This window comes from Mesorhizobium sp. M0701 (assembly GCF_040320365.1).
Classification (GTDB): Bacteria; Pseudomonadota; Alphaproteobacteria; order Rhizobiales; family Rhizobiaceae; genus Mesorhizobium.
On record NZ_JAMYPO010000049.1, the window covers coordinates 20,421 to 37,172 of the forward strand.

The window sequence follows — 16,752 nt, forward strand, 5'->3', positions numbered from 1 at the left end:
ATATTGACCGGCCCGCGCCCTTTTGGTTTGTGCTCCGGCAACACATATTGGCACAACGAATCGGATTTCACGGAGGGATGCCATGAGCAGCATGAAAGACCGCGAAGAGGGCTTTGAGCGCAAATTCGCATTCGACGAGGAACTTCGGTTCAAGGCTGCGGCACGCCGCAACAGAGCGCTCGGCCTGTGGGCTGCCGAAAAGCTCGGCAAATCCGGCACCGATGCCGACGCTTATGCCAGGGAAGTGGTCGTCAGCGACATCGAGGAAGCCGGCGATCACGACGTTTTCCGCAAGATACGCAAGGATTTCGATGCGGCGGGCATCGACCAGTCGGACCATCAGATCCGCCGCACCATGGATGAATTGATGGCGCAGGCGATCGAGCAGATCAAGAACACCTGATTTTTCAGCCGGTACCGATCGAATGCTGGACCAATCGACCGCCCGGCCTAACCGCGCGGTTTTTCTTTGCCTTTGCGGTCATTTCCGGCTGAATTGCTGCAAGCAAAGAGGAAATCGCCAATGTCCCTGAAGTCACGCCTTGCGGTCGACGAGACGCTGTTCACCGCATGGTCCGGCGTGCCGGATGCCTTGACGGTCGAGATACTGGCCAGGCAAGGGTTCGACGCGGTTACGCTCGACATGCAGCATGGGGGCCATCACGAGGACAGCGTGCTGCGCGGGCTTGTGCCGGTGCTGGCCGCCAACAAGCCGGCTTTGGTGCGCATCCCGGTCGGCCGCTTCGACATGGCCAGCCGCGCGCTCGACTTCGGCGCCGAGGCTGTGATTGCGCCGATGGTGAATTCAGTGGCGGACGCAAAGCTGTTTGCCGCCGCCATGAAATACCCGCCGCTCGGCGAGCGCTCCTGGGGTCCCACCTATGCTTTTCCGCGCCATGGCAAGGGCGATTATGCCGACTGGCTGCGCGACAGCAACCAGCGCACCATGGCGTTCGCCATGGTCGAAACGCGCGCCGCGCTTGATGCACTCGACGGCATTCTCGACACGCCGGGTATCGACGGGATCTTCCTCGGCCCGTCGGATTTCTCGATCGCCTGGTCGAAGGGGACCACCGTCAGTTCGACGCTGGAGAGCATGATGGAGACCGTCGCCTCGATCGCCGACCGCACCCGCAAAGCCGGCAAGCATGCGGCGATCTATGTGATGGAACCGGCCATCGCCGGTCGCGTGGTGTCGATGGGTTACCGGCTGCTGGCGATGGGTTCCGAGCATTCGCTGATTTCGCTTGGGGCAAAGACCCTGCTGAACAGCGTCAGGGATTCGATCGCTTCCTAGAGCAAATCCAGGAAAAGTGTGAAACGGTTTTCCGTCCGGAATTGCGTCAAAACAAAGAGATAGAGCGGTTCGCCGTTCCGTGAAACGGTGAACCGCTCTAGAGATCCGTCAGGAATTTCGCGAACGTCATCGAGCCTTCAGGCCAGGGGCCGAAGCCGGAATCCGTGTTGAGATGACCGGCATCCCCGGCGTCGATGAACAGCGAGCCCCACGCCGCGGCAATGTCCTCGGCGACGCCGAAGGCGCAGAACGGGTCGTTGCGGCTGGCGATCACCACCGACGGAAACGGCAGCGGGTCGCGCGGATAGGGGCCGAAGGTCATCAGGTGCCTCGGCTTTATCTCTGGATTGGCGACATCGGGCGGCGCCACGAAGAAAGCGCCGGCGACCGGCCTCTCGAACCGAGGCAATGCTTGAATGACCGCCGCGACGCCAAGCGAATGGGCGACGATGACGACCGGCCGCTCGGCCTCGTTAACCGCCTTGGCGACACCGGCCGTCCAATCCTCGCGCACCGGCTTCGACCATTCCGCCTGTTCGACGCGGCGCGCTGTCGATAGTTTCGACTGCCAGCGGCTCTGCCAATGATCGGGGCCGGAATTGGTGTAGCCCGGCACGATGAGAATATCTGCTTCCTTGACTTTCATGGCGCGCATGTAGCGAGAGGCGCTGTCGGGTGCAACCGGGTATGAACTCAACAGCGACACGCAAACGGCCGCTCACGAGCCCGGTTCTGCTCGCTATTGTGAACACCCTGTTCGCTTCTTGCGCTCTTGTGTGAACGATCGCGATCAACGATCTGTCGCCAGGAAAGAATGGCTGTTCCGAGATTTTGGCACGGACATGGCGTAGAATGATTGATGGCGCCGGATTGCTCTGTTGGAAGCTTGTCGAGCGCCGCCTGAACGGAGCACTTTGATGAGCGAACTGCCTTTTGCCGCGACGACCCCGGTCAGCGTTGCCCGCGTCGGCTTGCGGGCGCGCGATGCAGACAATCTCGCTGCCTACTATCGCAAAGTCGTCGGTTTGCAGGAACTGAGCCGCGCCGGCGGCACGATTACGCTCGGCGCAGTCAATCGCCCTTTGCTCGACATCGAAGCGGATCCGGCCGCGAAACCCGATGACCCGCGCAGCGCCGGTCTTTTCCACACCGCCTTCCTGCTACCCAGCCGGGCCGATCTCGGCCGCTGGATCAACCATGCCATCGCCAACAAGATCGGCATCGAGGGCGCATCCGACCACCTGGTCAGCGAGGCTCTTTACCTAACCGATCCGGAAGGCAACGGCATCGAGATCTATGCCGACCGCAGTCCGCAGGACTGGAAATGGAACGGTGACAAGATAGCGATGGCGACGGAGCGGCTGAACATTCCGTCGGTCGTTGCCGAGGTGCCGGCCGGCGACACCGGCTGGCAGGGCGCGCCGGAAAACAGCATTATCGGCCACGTCCATTTGCGGGTCGGCAGGCCGGAAGAAGCCGAAGCATGGTGGCATCAGGAGTTCGGTTTCGACACAGTGGCAAAGTACGGTGGCGCGGCGGTGTTCCTGTCGTCCGGCGGCTATCATCACCACATTGGCGCAAATGCGTGGCAGAGCGCGGGCGCCGGTCGCCGCGATCCCGCCCGCTCCGGCTTGGCCTGGGTCGAGATGCGCTCGGACAATGCCGCAAGCGAGACCACCCGCGAGGATCCGTGGGGCACGGTAATAAGGACGGTTCCCGGTAAGGCGTAGGCTAGAGGTTCGCTTTTTCGAGCAAGTGGCCAAGCATGAGCAGGCCCGCTGGCCATACGCCCAGGCGGGCCTCATTTCCCATATGGCCGAGATCGCCGGCATCGGCGATATCCGCGCCCCAGGCTGCGGCAAAAGCGGTCGCCTTGTCGAATGTGACGCGCGGGTCGCTGCGGCTTGCCACCACCAATGCCGGGAAGGGCAGGCGCTTCAGCGGCATCGGCGCGAACGGGCGCACCGCGTCGAATGAGGGATCGGCATCCTCGACATTGGTCGCGGCAACCAGGAATGCCGCCGCGACCTTGTCGAGTTGGCTTTGACTGGCGCCGGCAGCCCACTTCACCGCCGTCGCCACCGCCAGCGAATGCGCAAGCAGCACGACGCGGCGCGGTGCGGCGGCCACCGCGGCATCCACCTGGCCGATCCAGTCTTCAGGCTTTGGCCGGTCCCACTCGGCCTGCAGCACGCGGCTCGAATTGGGGAACACCCGGCACCAATGCGACATCCAATGATCCGGCCCGGAATTGCCGCGCCCGGGCAGGGCAAGGAAATCGAAATCTCCGGCCGACGAAATCATCAGGCTTCTCCGAACACTCTGCTGAAGATCGTATCGACGTGCTTGGTATGATAGCCCAGATCGAATTTCTCGCGGATCTCGGCCTCGGGCAAGGCTGCGACAACGTCCTTGTCGGCCAGAAGTTCCTCAAGAAAATCAGCGCCTTGCTCCCACACCTTCATGGCATTGCGCTGCACCAGCCGGTAGGCGTCCTCGCGCGAAACACCGGCTTGCGTCAGCGCCAGCAGCACGCGCTGCGAATGCACAAGGCCGCGGAATTTGTTCATGTTCTTCAGCATGTTGTCGGGGTAGACGAGCAGTTTGTCGACAACGCTGGTCAGCCGCGACAGCGCGAAATCGAGCGTCACCGTCGCGTCGGGCCCGATCATGCGCTCCACCGAGGAATGCGAGATGTCGCGCTCGTGCCACAGCGCCACATTCTCCATTGCCGGCAATGCGAAGGAGCGCACCATGCGGGCAAGGCCGGTGAGGTTCTCGGTCAGCACCGGGTTGCGCTTGTGCGGCATCGCCGACGAGCCCTTCTGTCCGGGTGAAAAGTACTCTTCTGCTTCAAGTACCTCGGTGCGCTGAAGATGGCGCACCTCGATCGCCAGCCGCTCGATCGACGAGGCGATCACGCCGAGCGTGGCGAAGAACATCGCGTGGCGGTCGCGCGGAATCACCTGCGTCGACACCGGCTCCGGCTTCAGTCCGAGTTTCTTGGCCACGTATTCTTCGACATAAGGGTCGATATTGGCGAAGGTGCCGACCGCACCAGAGATGGCGCAGGTGGCGATGTCCTCGCGTGCATGCACCAGCCTCTCGCGGCAACGCGAGAATTCGGCATAGGCCTGCGCCAGCTTGACGCCGAAGGTGGTCGGCTCGGCATGGATGCCGTGGCTGCGGCCGATGGTGATGGTGTCCTTGTGCTCGAAGGCGCGGCGCTTGAGCGCCGCAAGCAGCCCGTCAATGTCGGCCAGCAGGATGTCGCTGGCGCGGGTGAGCTGCACGGCAAAACAGGTGTCGAGGACGTCGGAGGATGTCATGCCCTGGTGGATGAAGCGGGCGTCCGGCCCGACGAATTCGGCAAGATGGGTGAGAAAGGCGATGACGTCATGCTTGGTGACGCGCTCGATCTCGTCGATGGCTTCGACGTCGAACTTCGCCGCCCCGCCTTTCTCCCAGATGGTCTTGGCGGCCTCCTTCGGGATGACGCCGATCTCGGCCAATGCGTCGCAGGCGTAGGCCTCGATCTCGAACCAGATGCGGAACCGGGTTTCGGGCAACCAGATGGCCACCATTTCCGGCCGGGAGTAGCGAGGGATCATCAGTCGGTCCTGACTTGCGAGAGCATTTGCCCGCGTCCTAACAGAGGCAGGCAAAATGCTCAACGTTGCTGGCGCGCAAACCAGACACTGGCGACAGCGAGCGCAATGAAACCGAGCGGAAAATACAGCCGGATGCCGAGGACGACGAACTGGTAAAGCGCCGTCAACATCGTGAACACGAACTGGAAAACCCAGGTGATGGTGAGCGCGGGTGCATGCCATTGGACGTAGTAGGAGCGGTATTGCAGCCCAAAGAGGCCGCCGGTGAAGGCAATCGTCGCTGCGAGAAGGCAGACGAAGGCGGCGGCGAGGGCGATCTCCCAGTGGCGTCCGAGCGAGACGAGCCGCGCCAGGAACAGCCCAACCGGCAAAGCCAGCGCACCGCCGGCAGCATAAAGCAGCGAGACGAAGCGGATCTTTGCCGGGGTCTCCCAATCGTACTGCAGCAGATTGAGCAGCGCGCTGGCGCCCATCGCTGTGGCCCACAGCAAGGCACCGGCAAATGCGGTGCGCAGCGACGGCAGAGCACGGCGGAGACGGCGCAGAGCGCGATAGCGCATGGCGGGGAACGTCACAGGCGACCGGTTACCGCGATCCAGCGATAGTCCGGCCCTTCGAAGCCGTATTGGCGCACCGCGATCAGCACGGCATAGGTGCTGACGCTATCCAGCGAAAATGTCTGAACCGCGCCGATCTGGTACCCATTCGGACAGCCTCTGCTTTGCGGGATCGATTTGTCCTCGTGAATGATCCTCGTCTGGCCGCCATCCTTCGCCTCGATGCGCAGCAGGCGAAAGCCATTGATCTCGCCCTGGCTCTGGCAGCGTTCGGTGTCGTTCATGCCGATCTGGTCGAGCCGGAACTCGAGCGGATCGTCGACCGGCGAGAAGATCGGGCGCGGATTGACCACCATGCGGAAGGGATCGGCAGAAAGCTCGGTCACCGGGTTGAAGCCGGCGGTGATGCCGCGATTTGCCGTGAGTTCCGCCTGACTGACGATCGCTTCGCCCCTTTGCCGGGCCTGCAGCCGCGCTGCGGCCACCGTGGCATTCTCGTCGTCGAGCCGGACACGTATCGGCGAGCCCTTCAGGAAACTGTCGTCGGCCGTGTCGATATAATAGCGGGTCGCATAGGGAAATCCGGATCCGTCCTGGACGCCGTATTCCTCGAAGGCAAAGACCCCGCCATCACTGCTGAAGCCGAGGATCTCAAGCTCGGCGACATCGCCTGCGTAGGCGGCGGCCAAAGTTGCAAGCGGGGCAAGCAGGCAGACTGCAAACAGGGCAAGATTTCGCATGGGGCTTTCCATTCCGGCGGTCGACGCCGTTAAATTCCTATCACGATGCCGTCAAAAGATCGTGCTGACTGAAACACAAAGTCGATGCATCCAATCCGGCCGTCGTTTGTTATTGTCGGCAGCTTCACCGCTTCGCCCTTCCCCAAAATCCGTACCTATTTTGGGAAGGCACGGTGCATTGATTCAAAATGTTTAGAGTGTCCTTTGCGCGTTCAAAAGGACGCGCGGCGCTCTAAGGGAGACCCCCATGACAGATGCAGCCAAGATTCGCGAACGTATGGAAGTGATCGGCGCCGACGGCGTCCATGTCGGTACCGTCGACAAGGTTGACGGAGATCGCATAAAGCTGACCAAGCGCGACAGCGGCGAGGGCGCTCACAGGGGCCATCACCACTTCATTCCTCTCAGCCTTGTCGCCGAGGTCGAGGGCCAGAAGGTGCGGCTGTCGGCAAACTCGGATGTTGCGGTCACGTTCGAGGAAGAAAAATCCGAACCCACCTGATCATAATCCAGTCTGATAACGGCTCACCCGAATGAGCGTTGCGCGTTCAGCGCGACGACCAGACCGGGAACAGATCGCCCTCGGCTGGCGTCGCGGCAAAGACGCCGCGGCTGATGGCGCGCGCCATCGTGGCGCCGGCCGCGGCGTAGAGATCGATTGCATCGTTGAGCCCGAGCTCGATGCCGCTCTTGCCCGTTGCCAGCGCGAAGACGAGATCGCCGTCGGCGGGCGTGTGCGTCGGCCAAATGGCACGCACAAAGCCGTCATGCGCTGATATCGCTAGGCGTTTGGCGGCGGCCTTGGTGAGTACCGCATCGGTGGCGATCACAGCGATGGTCGTGTTGGCGCCGGTTTCCGCCTGCTCTGCCGCATGCTTGTCACGGAACTTCAGCAAGACCTTTCTGGCATCGTCAGGCATCGGGTAGGGATAGCCTAACCCGCCGAACTCGTCGCCGATCTCGAACGGCGCCGCCCAGAAATGGCGGGTCCCGGCGACCGTAACCGAGCCGGTCGGGTTGACGGCGGCGAGCGCGCCGATGGTGACGCCGCTGTCCAGCACCGTCGAGGCCGAGCCGAGCCCGCCCTTCAGACCGGAGCTCAGCGCGCCGGCACCCGCGCCGGCGGTGCCGAGCGCAAAGTCGATCGCGGCGGCTTGCGCGGCTTCGTAGCCGAGGTCGCGGTAAGGCGGATACCGGCCCCAATCCTTGTCGCCGCCATTGCGCAGATCGAACAGGATCGCCGCCGGCACGATCGGCACGCGAAAGCCGCCAACCTCGACGCCGATGCCTCTTTCGCGCAACGCCGCCTGCACCCCCGACGCGGCGTCGAGGCCAAATGCCGAACCGCCCGAAAGCACCACGGCATGGATGCCTTGGATCGAATTGTGCGGCTCGAGCAGGTCGGTTTCGCGGGTGCCCGGCGCACCGCCCAGGATCTGCACGCCAGCCACGGCTGGTTCGTCGCAGATGACGGTGGTCACACCGGATTTCAACGTCGCATTCGCTGCACTGCCGACACGCACGCCGGCGACGTCGGTGATGAGATTGCGCGGACCGGTACGGAACATCCCCGTGCTGGACATCATTGGCTCTCCGCCGACAAGAAACGGCCGCCGTCGAAACGGAAGGCGCGATAAGGATTTTGCGTCAGGTCGCCTTTTTCGTCAAAGCGGATCGGTCCGATCGCCGTGGTGAAGTCATGTGCGGTCAGTGCATTGGCCAGCCTCTCGCCGGAGCTTTGCGTCAATGCCGACGCCGCCTTGGCGATCTCGACCGCGGCATAGGCGGGAAGCGTGTAACCTTCCGGCACGATGTTTTGTCCGGCAAAGCTCTGCAGCACCTTGGGGTCGGCGACATCGGCCCATTCGGGCGGCGCGATCATCAGCGTACCGACGGCATAAGGCACGTCGCCGAGCGGCGCGCGCAACGCTTCGCCGCCGGCAAACACCATGCCGGTATTTAGCTGGCCAGCATCCCGGCCCATAACGGCGACATCATCGCCGTCGCCGCCGGCAAAGACATGCGTTGCGCCGGCTTTCTTCAGCCGGCCGATCAGGCCGATCTGGTTGTCGAGCTGCGGCCGGAACGTGTCGACGAACACCGGCTTCAGAGCTGCTTGCTCGGCGGCTGCCCGAAATGTCTCGGCCATTTCGCGGCCATAGATCGTACCGTCGTCGACGATGGCGAACAGCTCGGTCTGCCATAGGTGGGTGAGGATGGCAGCAACGGCATTGCGCTCGTCGTCGCCGCGCGGCCCGAGACGATAGATCGGCCATCCGGTCTTGGCGCGCCGGTCGGTCAGGCTTTCCGTGCGAACGCCGACGGTGATCACCGGTATGCCGGCATCCTTGAGGATCGGCAGAGCCGCCTCGATTGCGTCGGTGCACAAAAACCCGATGACGACGTTGACCTTGGCCGCGGTGAACTCCCGCGCGGCGGCGGCGCCACCGTCGGCCGTGCAGGCGTCATCGATCGTCTTGATTTCGGCATCGTTCGCTTCAGCCGCCATTGTCGCGCCGGCCTCGATCTGTTTGCCGAGGATCGCCGACGGCCCCGACAAAGGTGCCGCGACGCCGACCAGCAGCGTCTCGGCATTTGCACTGCAGGCGACCGAGAGCCAGGCCAGCACCGCTATCGTGGTTGTCCAAGGTCGCATGCGAGCGAAGAATTCCTCCACGCCGGTCGCGTGGTTGCCGGCGCCAATGCCGTCAAGACCTAAAGGCTGGCCAGCTTTGGCGCAACACGCGAATTCGGGATATAGGTCAAGCACTTCGCTTGTGGCCTGCAATATCCCCCCATATATAACGGTTGGTTCTGACTAGTGGAAAATCATCGGTGCTGAAGAAGAATGACATCGGGCCGCAGGCCTACCGCGACGCGATGGCCCATTTTGCTGGCCATGTGCATGTAGTCACCACCGATGGCCCTGCCGGCAGGCGCGGCGCGACGGTGATCGCGGCCTGCTCGGTGTCGGACACGCCGCCAACCATCCTGGTTTGCCTCAATCGTGAAAATCCCAAGAACGAGCCGTTCGTGGAAAACGGCAAATTTGCCCTGAACACGCTGGCTTCGGATCAGGAGCCGCTGTCGATCGGCTTTTCCGGCATTACCGGCCTGCCGGTCGAGGAGCGTTTCGCGTTGGCCGAATGGGATGTGATCTCGACCGGTGCGCCGACGCTGAAGGGCGCGCTCGCCGTCTTCGACTGCGAACTGATCGACTCCAAGGATCTGGCCACCCACCGTGTGCTTTTTGGCCAAGTTACAGGTTTGCGCATCGGCGATAATTTGCGGCCGCTAATCTATCACAACCGCGGCTACCACGCTTTGTAGAGGCTTTCAGATGGCCGCGCCCGCGAAAACAGAATGACCGAGTTGAAAACCGCGTCCGACGCCGCGGACGGTCGACGAGACGCTCGATCTGTTAACCCGTGCGGATTATGTGCGGACCGGTCGCTGGCAACCGTGCTGTTTTTATGCGTTCGGTCGACGCGCGCCCGTGGATCGAGGCTGGCGTGAAGCGCGTCGCATAACCACATGTCTGCCAGGGAGAAAATCATGGAACGCAGTATCTATCTCGATGAGGCCCGCGACCCGCTGATCATCGCGGAGGGCTGGATGAAGGACGGCAAGGATGTCGCCATTGCCACTGTGGTCGAGACCTGGGGCTCGGCGCCGCGCCCGGTCGGCAGCCACCTGGTCATCGATGCGGAAGGCAATTTCCACGGCTCAGTCTCTGGCGGCTGCGTCGAAGGCGCGGTGGTCACCGAGGCGGTCGATGTTATCGATAGCGGCACGGCCAAAATGCTCGAATTCGGCGTCGCAGACGAGACCGCCTGGCAAGTCGGCCTGTCATGCGGCGGCCGCATCAAGGTCTATGTAGAAAGATTGGGTTGATCTCGAATGGATCCCTATGCGCTGAAGACACTCAACGCCGAACGCCGCGCCCGCCGCGCGGCAATCCTGGTCACCGATCTCGACGACGGCCGCGACCGTGTCGTGCGCGAGGGCGACCGGGTAGCCGGCGAACTCGGGGCGGCCATCGCCAAGGCATTTCGCACGGGCAATTCCGGTTCGGTCGAAGCTGAGGGACGGACCTTCTTCCTCAACGCACATCTGCCGCAGCCGCGGCTGGTGGTGATCGGCGCCGTCCACATCAGCCAGGCGCTGGCACCGATGGCCAGGATCGCCGGCTATCCTGTCGAGATCATCGATCCGCGCACGGCCTTTGCCACGCCCGATCGTTTTCCCGATATCGCGCTGCATGCCGAATGGCCAGAGGATGTGCTGACGCGTCAGCCGCTCGATAGCTATACGGCGCTGGCTGCTCTCACCCACGATCCGAAGATCGACGATTCCGCGCTGAAGGCGGCGCTCGACGCCGGCTGCTTTTATGTCGGCGCGCTCGGCAGCCGCAAGACCCACGCCAAACGTGTGGAACGCCTGCTGGCTTCGGGAGCGACCGCCGACCAGATCGCCCGCATTCATGCCCCGATCGGCCTCGACATCGGCGCCGCCAGCCCCGCCGAGATCGCCGTCGCGGTGTTGGCGCAAGCGATCCACGCCTTTCGCTCCCGCGGCCTCGAATCCAAAGGCGCGGTCGCGTGAAATTTGGTCCCGTTGCGATCGATGCGGCCGAAGGGGCAGTGCTGGCGCACGCCACCACAGCCGGAGAGCGCCGCTTCCGCAAGGCGCACAGGCTAAGCGCCGGGGATGTGTCCCTGTTGAAGGCCGCTGGCATTTCCGAGGTCGTAGCGGCGGTGTTGGCGCCCGATGATCTCAGCGAGGACGTCGCTGCCGAAAAGATCGCCGCATCCATGATCCATCGCAACATCGAGGCGAAGCCCGCCGCGACCGGCAGGGTCAACCTCCACGCGCAGGCTGCCGGCATGTTCACCGTCGACGCGGCGATGATCAACGCCATCAACGCCGTCGATCCGACGATCACCATCGCCACGCTCGCGCAGCATGCGCCGGTGGAAAAAGGTCAGATGGTAGCAACGGTGAAGATCATCCCATTTGCGGTCGCCTCCGCTTTGGTCGATGCCGTGGCAAGGATCTGCGCCGGCGGCGAGATATTTGCGGTCAACGCCTATCAGCCGGTGCGCGTCGGCGTCATCCAGACGGTGCTGCCCGGCATCAAACCCAGCGTGCTCGACAAGACGCTGCGCGTCACCGAAGCGCGCCTGGCGCGTTCGGGCGGCAGGCTGACGGCGGAGCGTCGAACCCCGCATGAAATTATCCCCGTCGCCGACGCTGCGGCCTCGCTGATCCGCGACAACGATATGGTGGTTATCTTCGGCGCCTCGGCGATGGCCGATTTCGGCGACGTCGTTCCCGCTGCGATCGAAAAGGCAGGCGGCATTGTCATCCGCGCCGGCATGCCGGTCGATCCCGGCAATCTACTGGTGCTAGGCACTCTAGGCGGCAAGCGCATCATCGGTGCGCCGGGCTGCGCCCGCAGTCCCAAGGAGAACGGCTTCGATTGGGTGCTTGACCGGCTGATCGCCGGTGTCGACGTGACCGCCAGGGATATTGCCGGCATGGGCGTCGGCGGGCTGTTGATGGAAATTCCGACGCGGCCGCAGCCGCGCGAGCCATTGCCGGCCAAAGCCGAACCAAAGGTCGAGATCGTGCTTCTGGCCGCCGGCCGCTCCAGCCGCATGGGCGGGCCGAACAAGCTCTTGGCGCTCTTCGACGGCAAGCCGCTGGTCCGTCGCACCGCCGAACGCGCGGTCGGTTCGAAAGCCGCGGCCACCATCGTCGTCACTGGCCACCAGCGCGAGCGCGTGCGCGATGCACTGTCTGGCCTCGATGTGATCTTCGCCGACAATCCGGATTTCGGCGAGGGTCTGTCTTCGTCGCTGAAGGCCGGCATCGCCAAGATTTCCGGCGACGCCGCCGGCGCCATGATTGTCCTCGGCGATATGCCCGGCGTCGCCTCGGCCGACCTCGACAGGCTGATCGAGGCGTTCTGCAGGTCCGAAGGCCGATCGGTGGTGCGGGCCTCGCACGATGGGCGGCGCGGAAATCCCGTGCTGCTGCCGCGTTCGCTGTTTGCCGCGATCGCTCACCTCGAAGGCGATACCGGGGCCCGCCATCTGGTCGAGGCCGAAGGGTTCGACGTCATCGACGTCGAGATCGGCGAAGGGGCAGCCGTCGATGTCGACACGCGCGAGGCGCTGGAAAGCGCTGGCGGCGTGCTGCAGGATTGACAAACCGAAGCCGAAAAACGCATGGCTGAGGGATGGCCTTTCGTTCCTGCTTCCGGTTCCGCTTGCCCCCCTCTGGCCTCCCGGCCCTGCTGATGGCGATTCTTTTGCAGCTCTTTTGTGTCGCCTACGCCAACGCTCTCGAACTCAAACCCTTCAAGGACGATCTGTTCGCCTATCCGGTCACACTCTCGTCCGAGAGCAACGGCGCCTATACGGTCGTCGATTATCGTGAGCTGCGCGACATCAACGCTCGTGACGAAGTGCCTGAGCGTCGTGTGCACGCGCAATACACCGACACCGGCGTGCGTAAGGTGCAGCAGGATCTATTGCTGCCGACCGATGCAGGCGATGTCCGCCACATTGCCGTCGGCAAGACCGGGGGCGCCAGCATCATCGTGCTTTATCTGCACGGGCAGGGCGGCAGCCGTAAGCAGGGTGCTGACGATTTCACTTTCGGTGGCAATTTCAACCGTATCAAGAACCTGATGGCCGGTAATGGCGGCCTCTATCTGTCGCCGGATTTTTCCGATTTCGGCGACACCGGTGCCGCCCAGATCGCCGCATTGATCGGCCACTATGCCGAACAGTCGCCGCGCGCAAAAATCTTCGTCGCCTGCGGCTCTATGGGCGGCGCGTTGTGCTGGAAGCTGGCCGCCCGCAAGGACACCGGCGGGCGCATCGACGGGCTGCTGCTGCTCGGCTCGCTGTGGGACGAGAGTTTCTTCTCAAGCTCCGCATTCAAGCGCCGTGTGCCGGTCTTCTTCGGCCAGGGCAGCAAGGACCCGGTGTTTCCAATCGAGAAACAGGAAGCCTTCTTCCGATCGATTCTGGGCAAATCGAAAGCCTACCCGACCCGCTTTGTCCGCTTCGAGACCGGCACACATGGCACGCCGATCCGCATGACCGACTGGCGAGGCACACTCAACTGGATGTTATCGAACGTCCCTTAGGGCGCGGTGTTGTAGTCGAGCACGGTCTGCGGGTTGATCTCGCCGTCATAAGAGGCATCGACCTCATACTGCACCAGCGAGAAATTGCCGTGGCGAAACAGGTAGGTGCCGGCCGACGAGGCGTCGCCGACGCCGCGCCACTTGTTCAAGGATGAAATCGTTTTGGTGGCCTCGTCATATTCGGAGTTGACCAACTGGTCGTCAGTCTGGAAGCCGATGATGTTGATGCCCTCGACCTTGCCTTCGCTATTGTTGTTCTCATAGCGAATATCGAGTTCCGGTGACGCGAATTGCAATTGCCGGACGCCCGATACGTCGTCGTAGATGTAATAGACTGCGCTCTCATTGTAGGCGGCCATCGAGCAGAAAAAGCGAAACAGCCGTGTCTCGCGTTCGGGCTCGTTTTCGGCCGCCCCCGCATCCTTGTAGCGGAGCGAGTAGGCGTCCGGCTCTCCTCGCGGATCGCCGCCGGGCATGTCCTTGTCGCACTGGTCGCCATAAGTCGCGGCAAACGCCTTGTTGGCCTGCTCAAGCGCTGCGTCCTTCTTCGGCGGCGGCGGTCCTTCGCCGCAGCTTGCCGGCACGGCATCTTCGAAATCGGCCTTTGAGGGTTTCAGCGCACCCTTGTCGATGAAGATTGCGCGAAATGGCGGTTCCTGGATCGAGGCGTTGATCTGGCGCAGCGTATAGCAGCCGGCAAAGACATTCTCGCTGCCGTCCTTGGCCGTCGCCCGGATGGCGACCGGAACGCTGTAGTAGATGCTGCCGGCAGCCCCGTCTTCGGATACGCCACCGGTTTTGACTTCGACCGTGTCCGTGCCGTCATAGCCTTTGACGAAGGAATTGAAATCCTTGGCCGGCTTGGTGTCGCCGAAATAGTCCCAGGCGCGCGCGAATTCGTGCCGGCTGATGGCACTATAAAGCGACCGGATGACCGCTTCGGCATTCGACCTGTCGTCGATATAAGGCGCGTCTGCGGCGAGCGCCGATTGGCCGGCAATGGCAAGAGAGACAAAAGCGGTCGCTGCAAAAATGGCGCGTCTCATCGGGAACCTCCACTCGATGAAAAATCCTATCATATCGATTGCGGCGGCGTGGTGACGCTTGAACAATCGCCTGCGAAAGCGCTACCTCTCGCCCTCGGCAGTCGGGCCGCGTGGAGATTTCTTGTGACCATATCAATGTATGAAGCATCCGTGCCGGTATTTTCGGCGAGGCTGAAGGCACTAGCCAATGTGCTGAACATTGCCGAGCAAAATGCGGCTGATCGCAAGATCGATCCGCAGGTGTATCTGACGGCGAGGCTGGCGCCGGATATGTTTGCGCTGACCAGGCAGGTGCAGATCGCCACCGATCACGCCAAGGGGGCGCCGTCGCGGCTTGCCGGGCGCGAGGTGCCAAAATACGAGGACAATGAGGCGAGCTTCGCCGAGCTGCAGGCGCGCATAACCAAGACGCTCGATCTACTCGCCACGTTCTCGGCGGCCGAATTCGATGGTTCAGATGACAGGATGGTCGAACTGAGGCTTGCGGGGCGCGAGGTGTCGATGCCGGGAATGCAGTATCTGCTGCATGCCGCTATGCCCAATTTCTATTTCCACCTGACCACCGCCTACGACATTCTGCGCCACAACGGCGTGCCATTGGGCAAGTCGATCTTCCTCGGATTGCGTTGAGATCCGCTCGTGAGATATACCGCGGCGGGGGGATATCTCACGGCGCGCTGTTTAGCGTAGGGACATTTCCCGGGCGATGCGCGGGAAATCGGCCGGCTTGACGCCGATATCGGCGCGATCGGCATTGCTCATCGAATGGAGCAGCGCCAGTGCCGCACGATAACGCAGCTGTTCCCGCGGACGCGGACGGGCGAACATTTCAGTGAAGAATCCCATGATTCAAGCCCCTTATTGAACCTCCACGGCCGTCAATATAGGCAGATCATGACAATTGTGCAGTGCAGCATTCGCATGGCAGCCATGCTGCCCTGATCTTTTTTGACATAATTCGGCTGTTCCCGCGAAACTTCTGTGGTGCTTCGACCGTAGGCCTCAGTGCCGGCACTTGGCCGGTTTTTCCTCGCCATTCCTGGCGAACTTCCGGACTGCATTCACATGCAGTCCGGCTTTTTTGTTAACCGCAGGGAAAAACTCCGTTCGCCGGCATCCTGGGAAAGTCGCCTGGCCTGCCGTCGGTGGGCTTGGAAGCGGGCGACGCTTTCCTGTATGCTATTGCTTCCTCCTCGCGCAGCCGCGCAAAATTCCCGCCGGAGAAACTCCATGCACAAACGCCGTCTCGGCCAGACCGATCTTTTCGTGTCGCAAATCTGCCTCGGATCGATGACCTGGGGCCAGCAGAACACCGAGGCGGACGGTCACGCCCAGATGGATCTGGCGTTTGCGCGCGGCGTCAATTTCATCGACACCGCCGAACTCTATCCGATCCCGCCCAAGGCGGAGACACAAGGCCGTACCGAGACATTCATCGGCAATTGGATGAAGGCGAAGCGCAATCGCGACCAGGTGATCATCGCCTCGAAGGTAGTTGGTCGCACCGCCAACACTTGGTTTCGCGGCGACCGCCCGTCTAAGCTGGTGCGCGCCGATATCTTCGACGCTATCGATAAGTCACTCGCCAGGCTCAACACCGATTACATCGACCTCTATCAGATCCATTGGCCGGAACGCGACGTGCCGTGGGGCGCCAATCCGAACCGCATCGGCGCCGTACCGCGACGCTCCGATGCCGCCGGCGTGCCGGAAGGCGAGACGCCGATCGCCGAGACGCTTGCCGTATTTGATGAACTGGTGAAGGCCGGCAAGATCCGCCATTTCGGCCTGTCGAACGAGAATTCCTGGGGCGTCATGCGTTTCATCGCCGAAGCCGACAAGGGCCTCGGCCCGCGCGTCGCCTCGGTGCAGAACGCCTATAATTTCGTCAATCGCACCTTCGAGGTGAACCTTGCCGAAGTCTGCGAGCGCGAGCAGGTGTCGCTGCTTGCCTATTCGCCGCTGGCGCAGGGCTATTTGACCGGCAAATACGATCATGGCGCGCGGCCGCAGGGCTCGCGCTCGCAGTTGTTCAATCGCGGCCAGCGCTACGAGACGCCGAATGCTGCCGAGGTGCAGCTCGAATACAACCGGTTGGCGCGCACCTTCGGCATGGAGCCGGCGCTGTTTGCCAATGCCTATATCTCGAACCGGCCCTTGGTCACCTCGAACATCATCGGCGCCACCACCATTTCGCAACTCGAAATGGCGCTCTCTTCCGCCGACGTGGTCTGGACCGAGGACATGCAGAAAGCCGTTGACGCGATCCACCAGCGCGTCGGCAATCCGTGCCCTTGATGCGTCGGGACGTGGTTGTCCGATCGTCATAAGGAGAGGGG

The 16,752-nt window shown here is 62.6% G+C and carries 20 protein-coding genes and 1 pseudogene; 12 read left to right on the forward strand and 9 right to left on the reverse strand.

The window, feature by feature from the left end:
* The first annotated feature begins 82 nt into the window (after positions 1-82).
* Both NKI24_RS30475 and NKI24_RS30480 read left to right on the forward strand, forming a co-directional pair.
* Complete coding sequence (locus NKI24_RS30475) at positions 83-403, forward strand: DUF1476 domain-containing protein (protein ID WP_254817651.1); 321 nt, start codon at positions 83-85, stop codon at positions 401-403.
* 120 nt (positions 404-523) lie between these two features.
* Positions 524-1,297 carry an HpcH/HpaI aldolase family protein gene (locus NKI24_RS30480; protein WP_352750204.1) on the forward strand — a complete coding sequence of 258 codons (774 nt, stop codon included), beginning with the start codon at positions 524-526 and terminating at the stop codon, positions 1,295-1,297.
* 97 nt (positions 1,298-1,394) lie between these two features.
* On the opposite strand, the gene NKI24_RS30485 is transcribed toward NKI24_RS30480, so the two are convergent.
* Positions 1,395-1,943: an RBBP9/YdeN family alpha/beta hydrolase gene (locus tag NKI24_RS30485; protein WP_352449439.1), complete on the reverse strand. Its 549-nt coding sequence runs from the start codon at positions 1,941-1,943 to the stop codon at positions 1,395-1,397.
* A gap of 271 nt (positions 1,944-2,214) precedes the next feature.
* Here NKI24_RS30485 and NKI24_RS30490 point away from each other — a divergent pair, with 271 nt between their 5' ends.
* A complete protein-coding gene (locus NKI24_RS30490) occupies positions 2,215-3,027 on the forward strand; it encodes a VOC family protein (protein WP_352449405.1) in 813 nt (270 codons plus the stop codon).
* A gap of 1 nt (position 3,028) precedes the next feature.
* Here the strand turns inward: NKI24_RS30490 and NKI24_RS30495 are convergent, their stop codons facing one another.
* From NKI24_RS30495 to NKI24_RS30510, 4 genes are read right to left on the reverse strand one after another with little or no spacing between them, the layout of a single operon-like run.
* Positions 3,029-3,601 carry an RBBP9/YdeN family alpha/beta hydrolase gene (locus tag NKI24_RS30495; protein ID WP_352449406.1) on the reverse strand — a complete coding sequence of 191 codons (573 nt, stop codon included), beginning with the start codon at positions 3,599-3,601 and terminating at the stop codon, positions 3,029-3,031.
* Positions 3,601-4,908, reverse strand: coding sequence for an adenylosuccinate lyase (gene purB, locus NKI24_RS30500; protein WP_352449407.1), 1,308 nt, complete (start codon positions 4,906-4,908; stop codon positions 3,601-3,603). Before purB ends, NKI24_RS30495 begins: the two co-directional genes overlap by 1 nt.
* Positions 4,909-4,967: 59 nt before the next feature.
* On the reverse strand, positions 4,968-5,468 hold the full coding sequence (locus tag NKI24_RS30505; protein ID WP_352750205.1) for a hypothetical protein: 501 nt from the start codon (positions 5,466-5,468) through the stop codon (positions 4,968-4,970).
* An 11-nt stretch (positions 5,469-5,479) separates the two neighbouring features.
* Complete coding sequence (locus NKI24_RS30510; protein ID WP_352449409.1) at positions 5,480-6,205, reverse strand: DUF2259 domain-containing protein; 726 nt, start codon at positions 6,203-6,205, stop codon at positions 5,480-5,482.
* A gap of 247 nt (positions 6,206-6,452) precedes the next feature.
* Between NKI24_RS30510 and NKI24_RS30515 the strand changes: the two genes are divergently transcribed.
* A complete protein-coding gene (locus NKI24_RS30515) occupies positions 6,453-6,707 on the forward strand; it encodes a DUF2171 domain-containing protein (protein WP_023674734.1) in 255 nt (84 codons plus the stop codon).
* A gap of 46 nt (positions 6,708-6,753) precedes the next feature.
* Here NKI24_RS30515 and NKI24_RS30520 read toward each other — a convergent pair whose 3' ends face one another.
* Together NKI24_RS30520 and NKI24_RS30525 are read right to left on the reverse strand one after the other, a co-directional pair.
* Positions 6,754-7,773 carry a P1 family peptidase gene (locus NKI24_RS30520; RefSeq protein WP_352449440.1) on the reverse strand — a complete coding sequence of 340 codons (1,020 nt, stop codon included), beginning with the start codon at positions 7,771-7,773 and terminating at the stop codon, positions 6,754-6,756.
* Between the two features lie 14 nt (positions 7,774-7,787).
* Positions 7,788-8,861 carry a branched-chain amino acid ABC transporter substrate-binding protein gene (locus tag NKI24_RS30525; RefSeq protein WP_352449410.1) on the reverse strand — a complete coding sequence of 358 codons (1,074 nt, stop codon included), beginning with the start codon at positions 8,859-8,861 and terminating at the stop codon, positions 7,788-7,790.
* 179 nt (positions 8,862-9,040) lie between these two features.
* On the opposite strand from NKI24_RS30525, the gene NKI24_RS30530 reads away from it, so the two are divergent.
* The 6 genes and pseudogenes from NKI24_RS30530 (at position 9,041) to NKI24_RS30550 (ending at position 13,367) form a co-directional block, all read left to right on the forward strand.
* Entirely contained in the window at positions 9,041-9,535 is a 495-nt protein-coding gene (locus NKI24_RS30530) for a flavin reductase (protein ID WP_352449411.1), read from the forward strand.
* Positions 9,536-9,568: 33 nt separating this feature from the next.
* Positions 9,569-9,697 (forward strand): annotated as a pseudogene (locus NKI24_RS36055) (AAA family ATPase); the annotation flags it as partial.
* 63 nt (positions 9,698-9,760) lie between these two features.
* On the forward strand, positions 9,761-10,099 hold the full coding sequence (locus NKI24_RS30535) for an XdhC family protein (RefSeq protein WP_023674738.1): 339 nt from the start codon (positions 9,761-9,763) through the stop codon (positions 10,097-10,099).
* 6 nt (positions 10,100-10,105) lie between these two features.
* Entirely contained in the window at positions 10,106-10,810 is a 705-nt protein-coding gene (locus NKI24_RS30540) for an XdhC family protein (RefSeq protein ID WP_352449412.1), read from the forward strand.
* Positions 10,807-12,417, forward strand: a complete 1,611-nt coding sequence (locus tag NKI24_RS30545; RefSeq protein ID WP_352750206.1) for an NTP transferase domain-containing protein — start codon at positions 10,807-10,809, stop codon at positions 12,415-12,417. The genes NKI24_RS30540 and NKI24_RS30545 overlap by 4 nt, the downstream gene beginning before the upstream one ends.
* A 92-nt stretch (positions 12,418-12,509) precedes the next feature.
* The gene (locus tag NKI24_RS30550; protein ID WP_352449414.1) at positions 12,510-13,367 is read left to right on the forward strand and encodes an alpha/beta hydrolase; all 858 of its coding nucleotides are present in this window, start codon (positions 12,510-12,512) and stop codon (positions 13,365-13,367) included.
* Here NKI24_RS30550 and NKI24_RS30555 read toward each other — a convergent pair.
* Positions 13,364-14,413 (reverse strand): DUF1176 domain-containing protein, encoded by a 1,050-nt coding sequence (locus NKI24_RS30555; protein WP_352750207.1) that lies wholly within the window; start codon positions 14,411-14,413, stop codon positions 13,364-13,366. The genes NKI24_RS30550 and NKI24_RS30555 overlap by 4 nt on opposite strands.
* 123 nt (positions 14,414-14,536) lie before the next feature.
* Between NKI24_RS30555 and NKI24_RS30560 the strand changes: the two genes are divergently transcribed.
* Complete coding sequence (locus NKI24_RS30560) at positions 14,537-15,043, forward strand: DUF1993 domain-containing protein (RefSeq protein ID WP_352620689.1); 507 nt, start codon at positions 14,537-14,539, stop codon at positions 15,041-15,043.
* Positions 15,044-15,094: 51 nt separating this feature from the next.
* On the opposite strand, the gene NKI24_RS30565 is transcribed toward NKI24_RS30560, so the two are convergent.
* Positions 15,095-15,259, reverse strand: a complete 165-nt coding sequence (locus NKI24_RS30565; protein ID WP_023674744.1) for a hypothetical protein — start codon at positions 15,257-15,259, stop codon at positions 15,095-15,097.
* A 384-nt stretch (positions 15,260-15,643) separates the two neighbouring features.
* Here NKI24_RS30565 and NKI24_RS30570 point away from each other — a divergent pair, with 384 nt between their 5' ends.
* A complete protein-coding gene (locus tag NKI24_RS30570; RefSeq protein WP_352750208.1) occupies positions 15,644-16,711 on the forward strand; it encodes an aldo/keto reductase in 1,068 nt (355 codons plus the stop codon).
* The last annotated feature ends 41 nt before the right edge of the window (positions 16,712-16,752 follow it).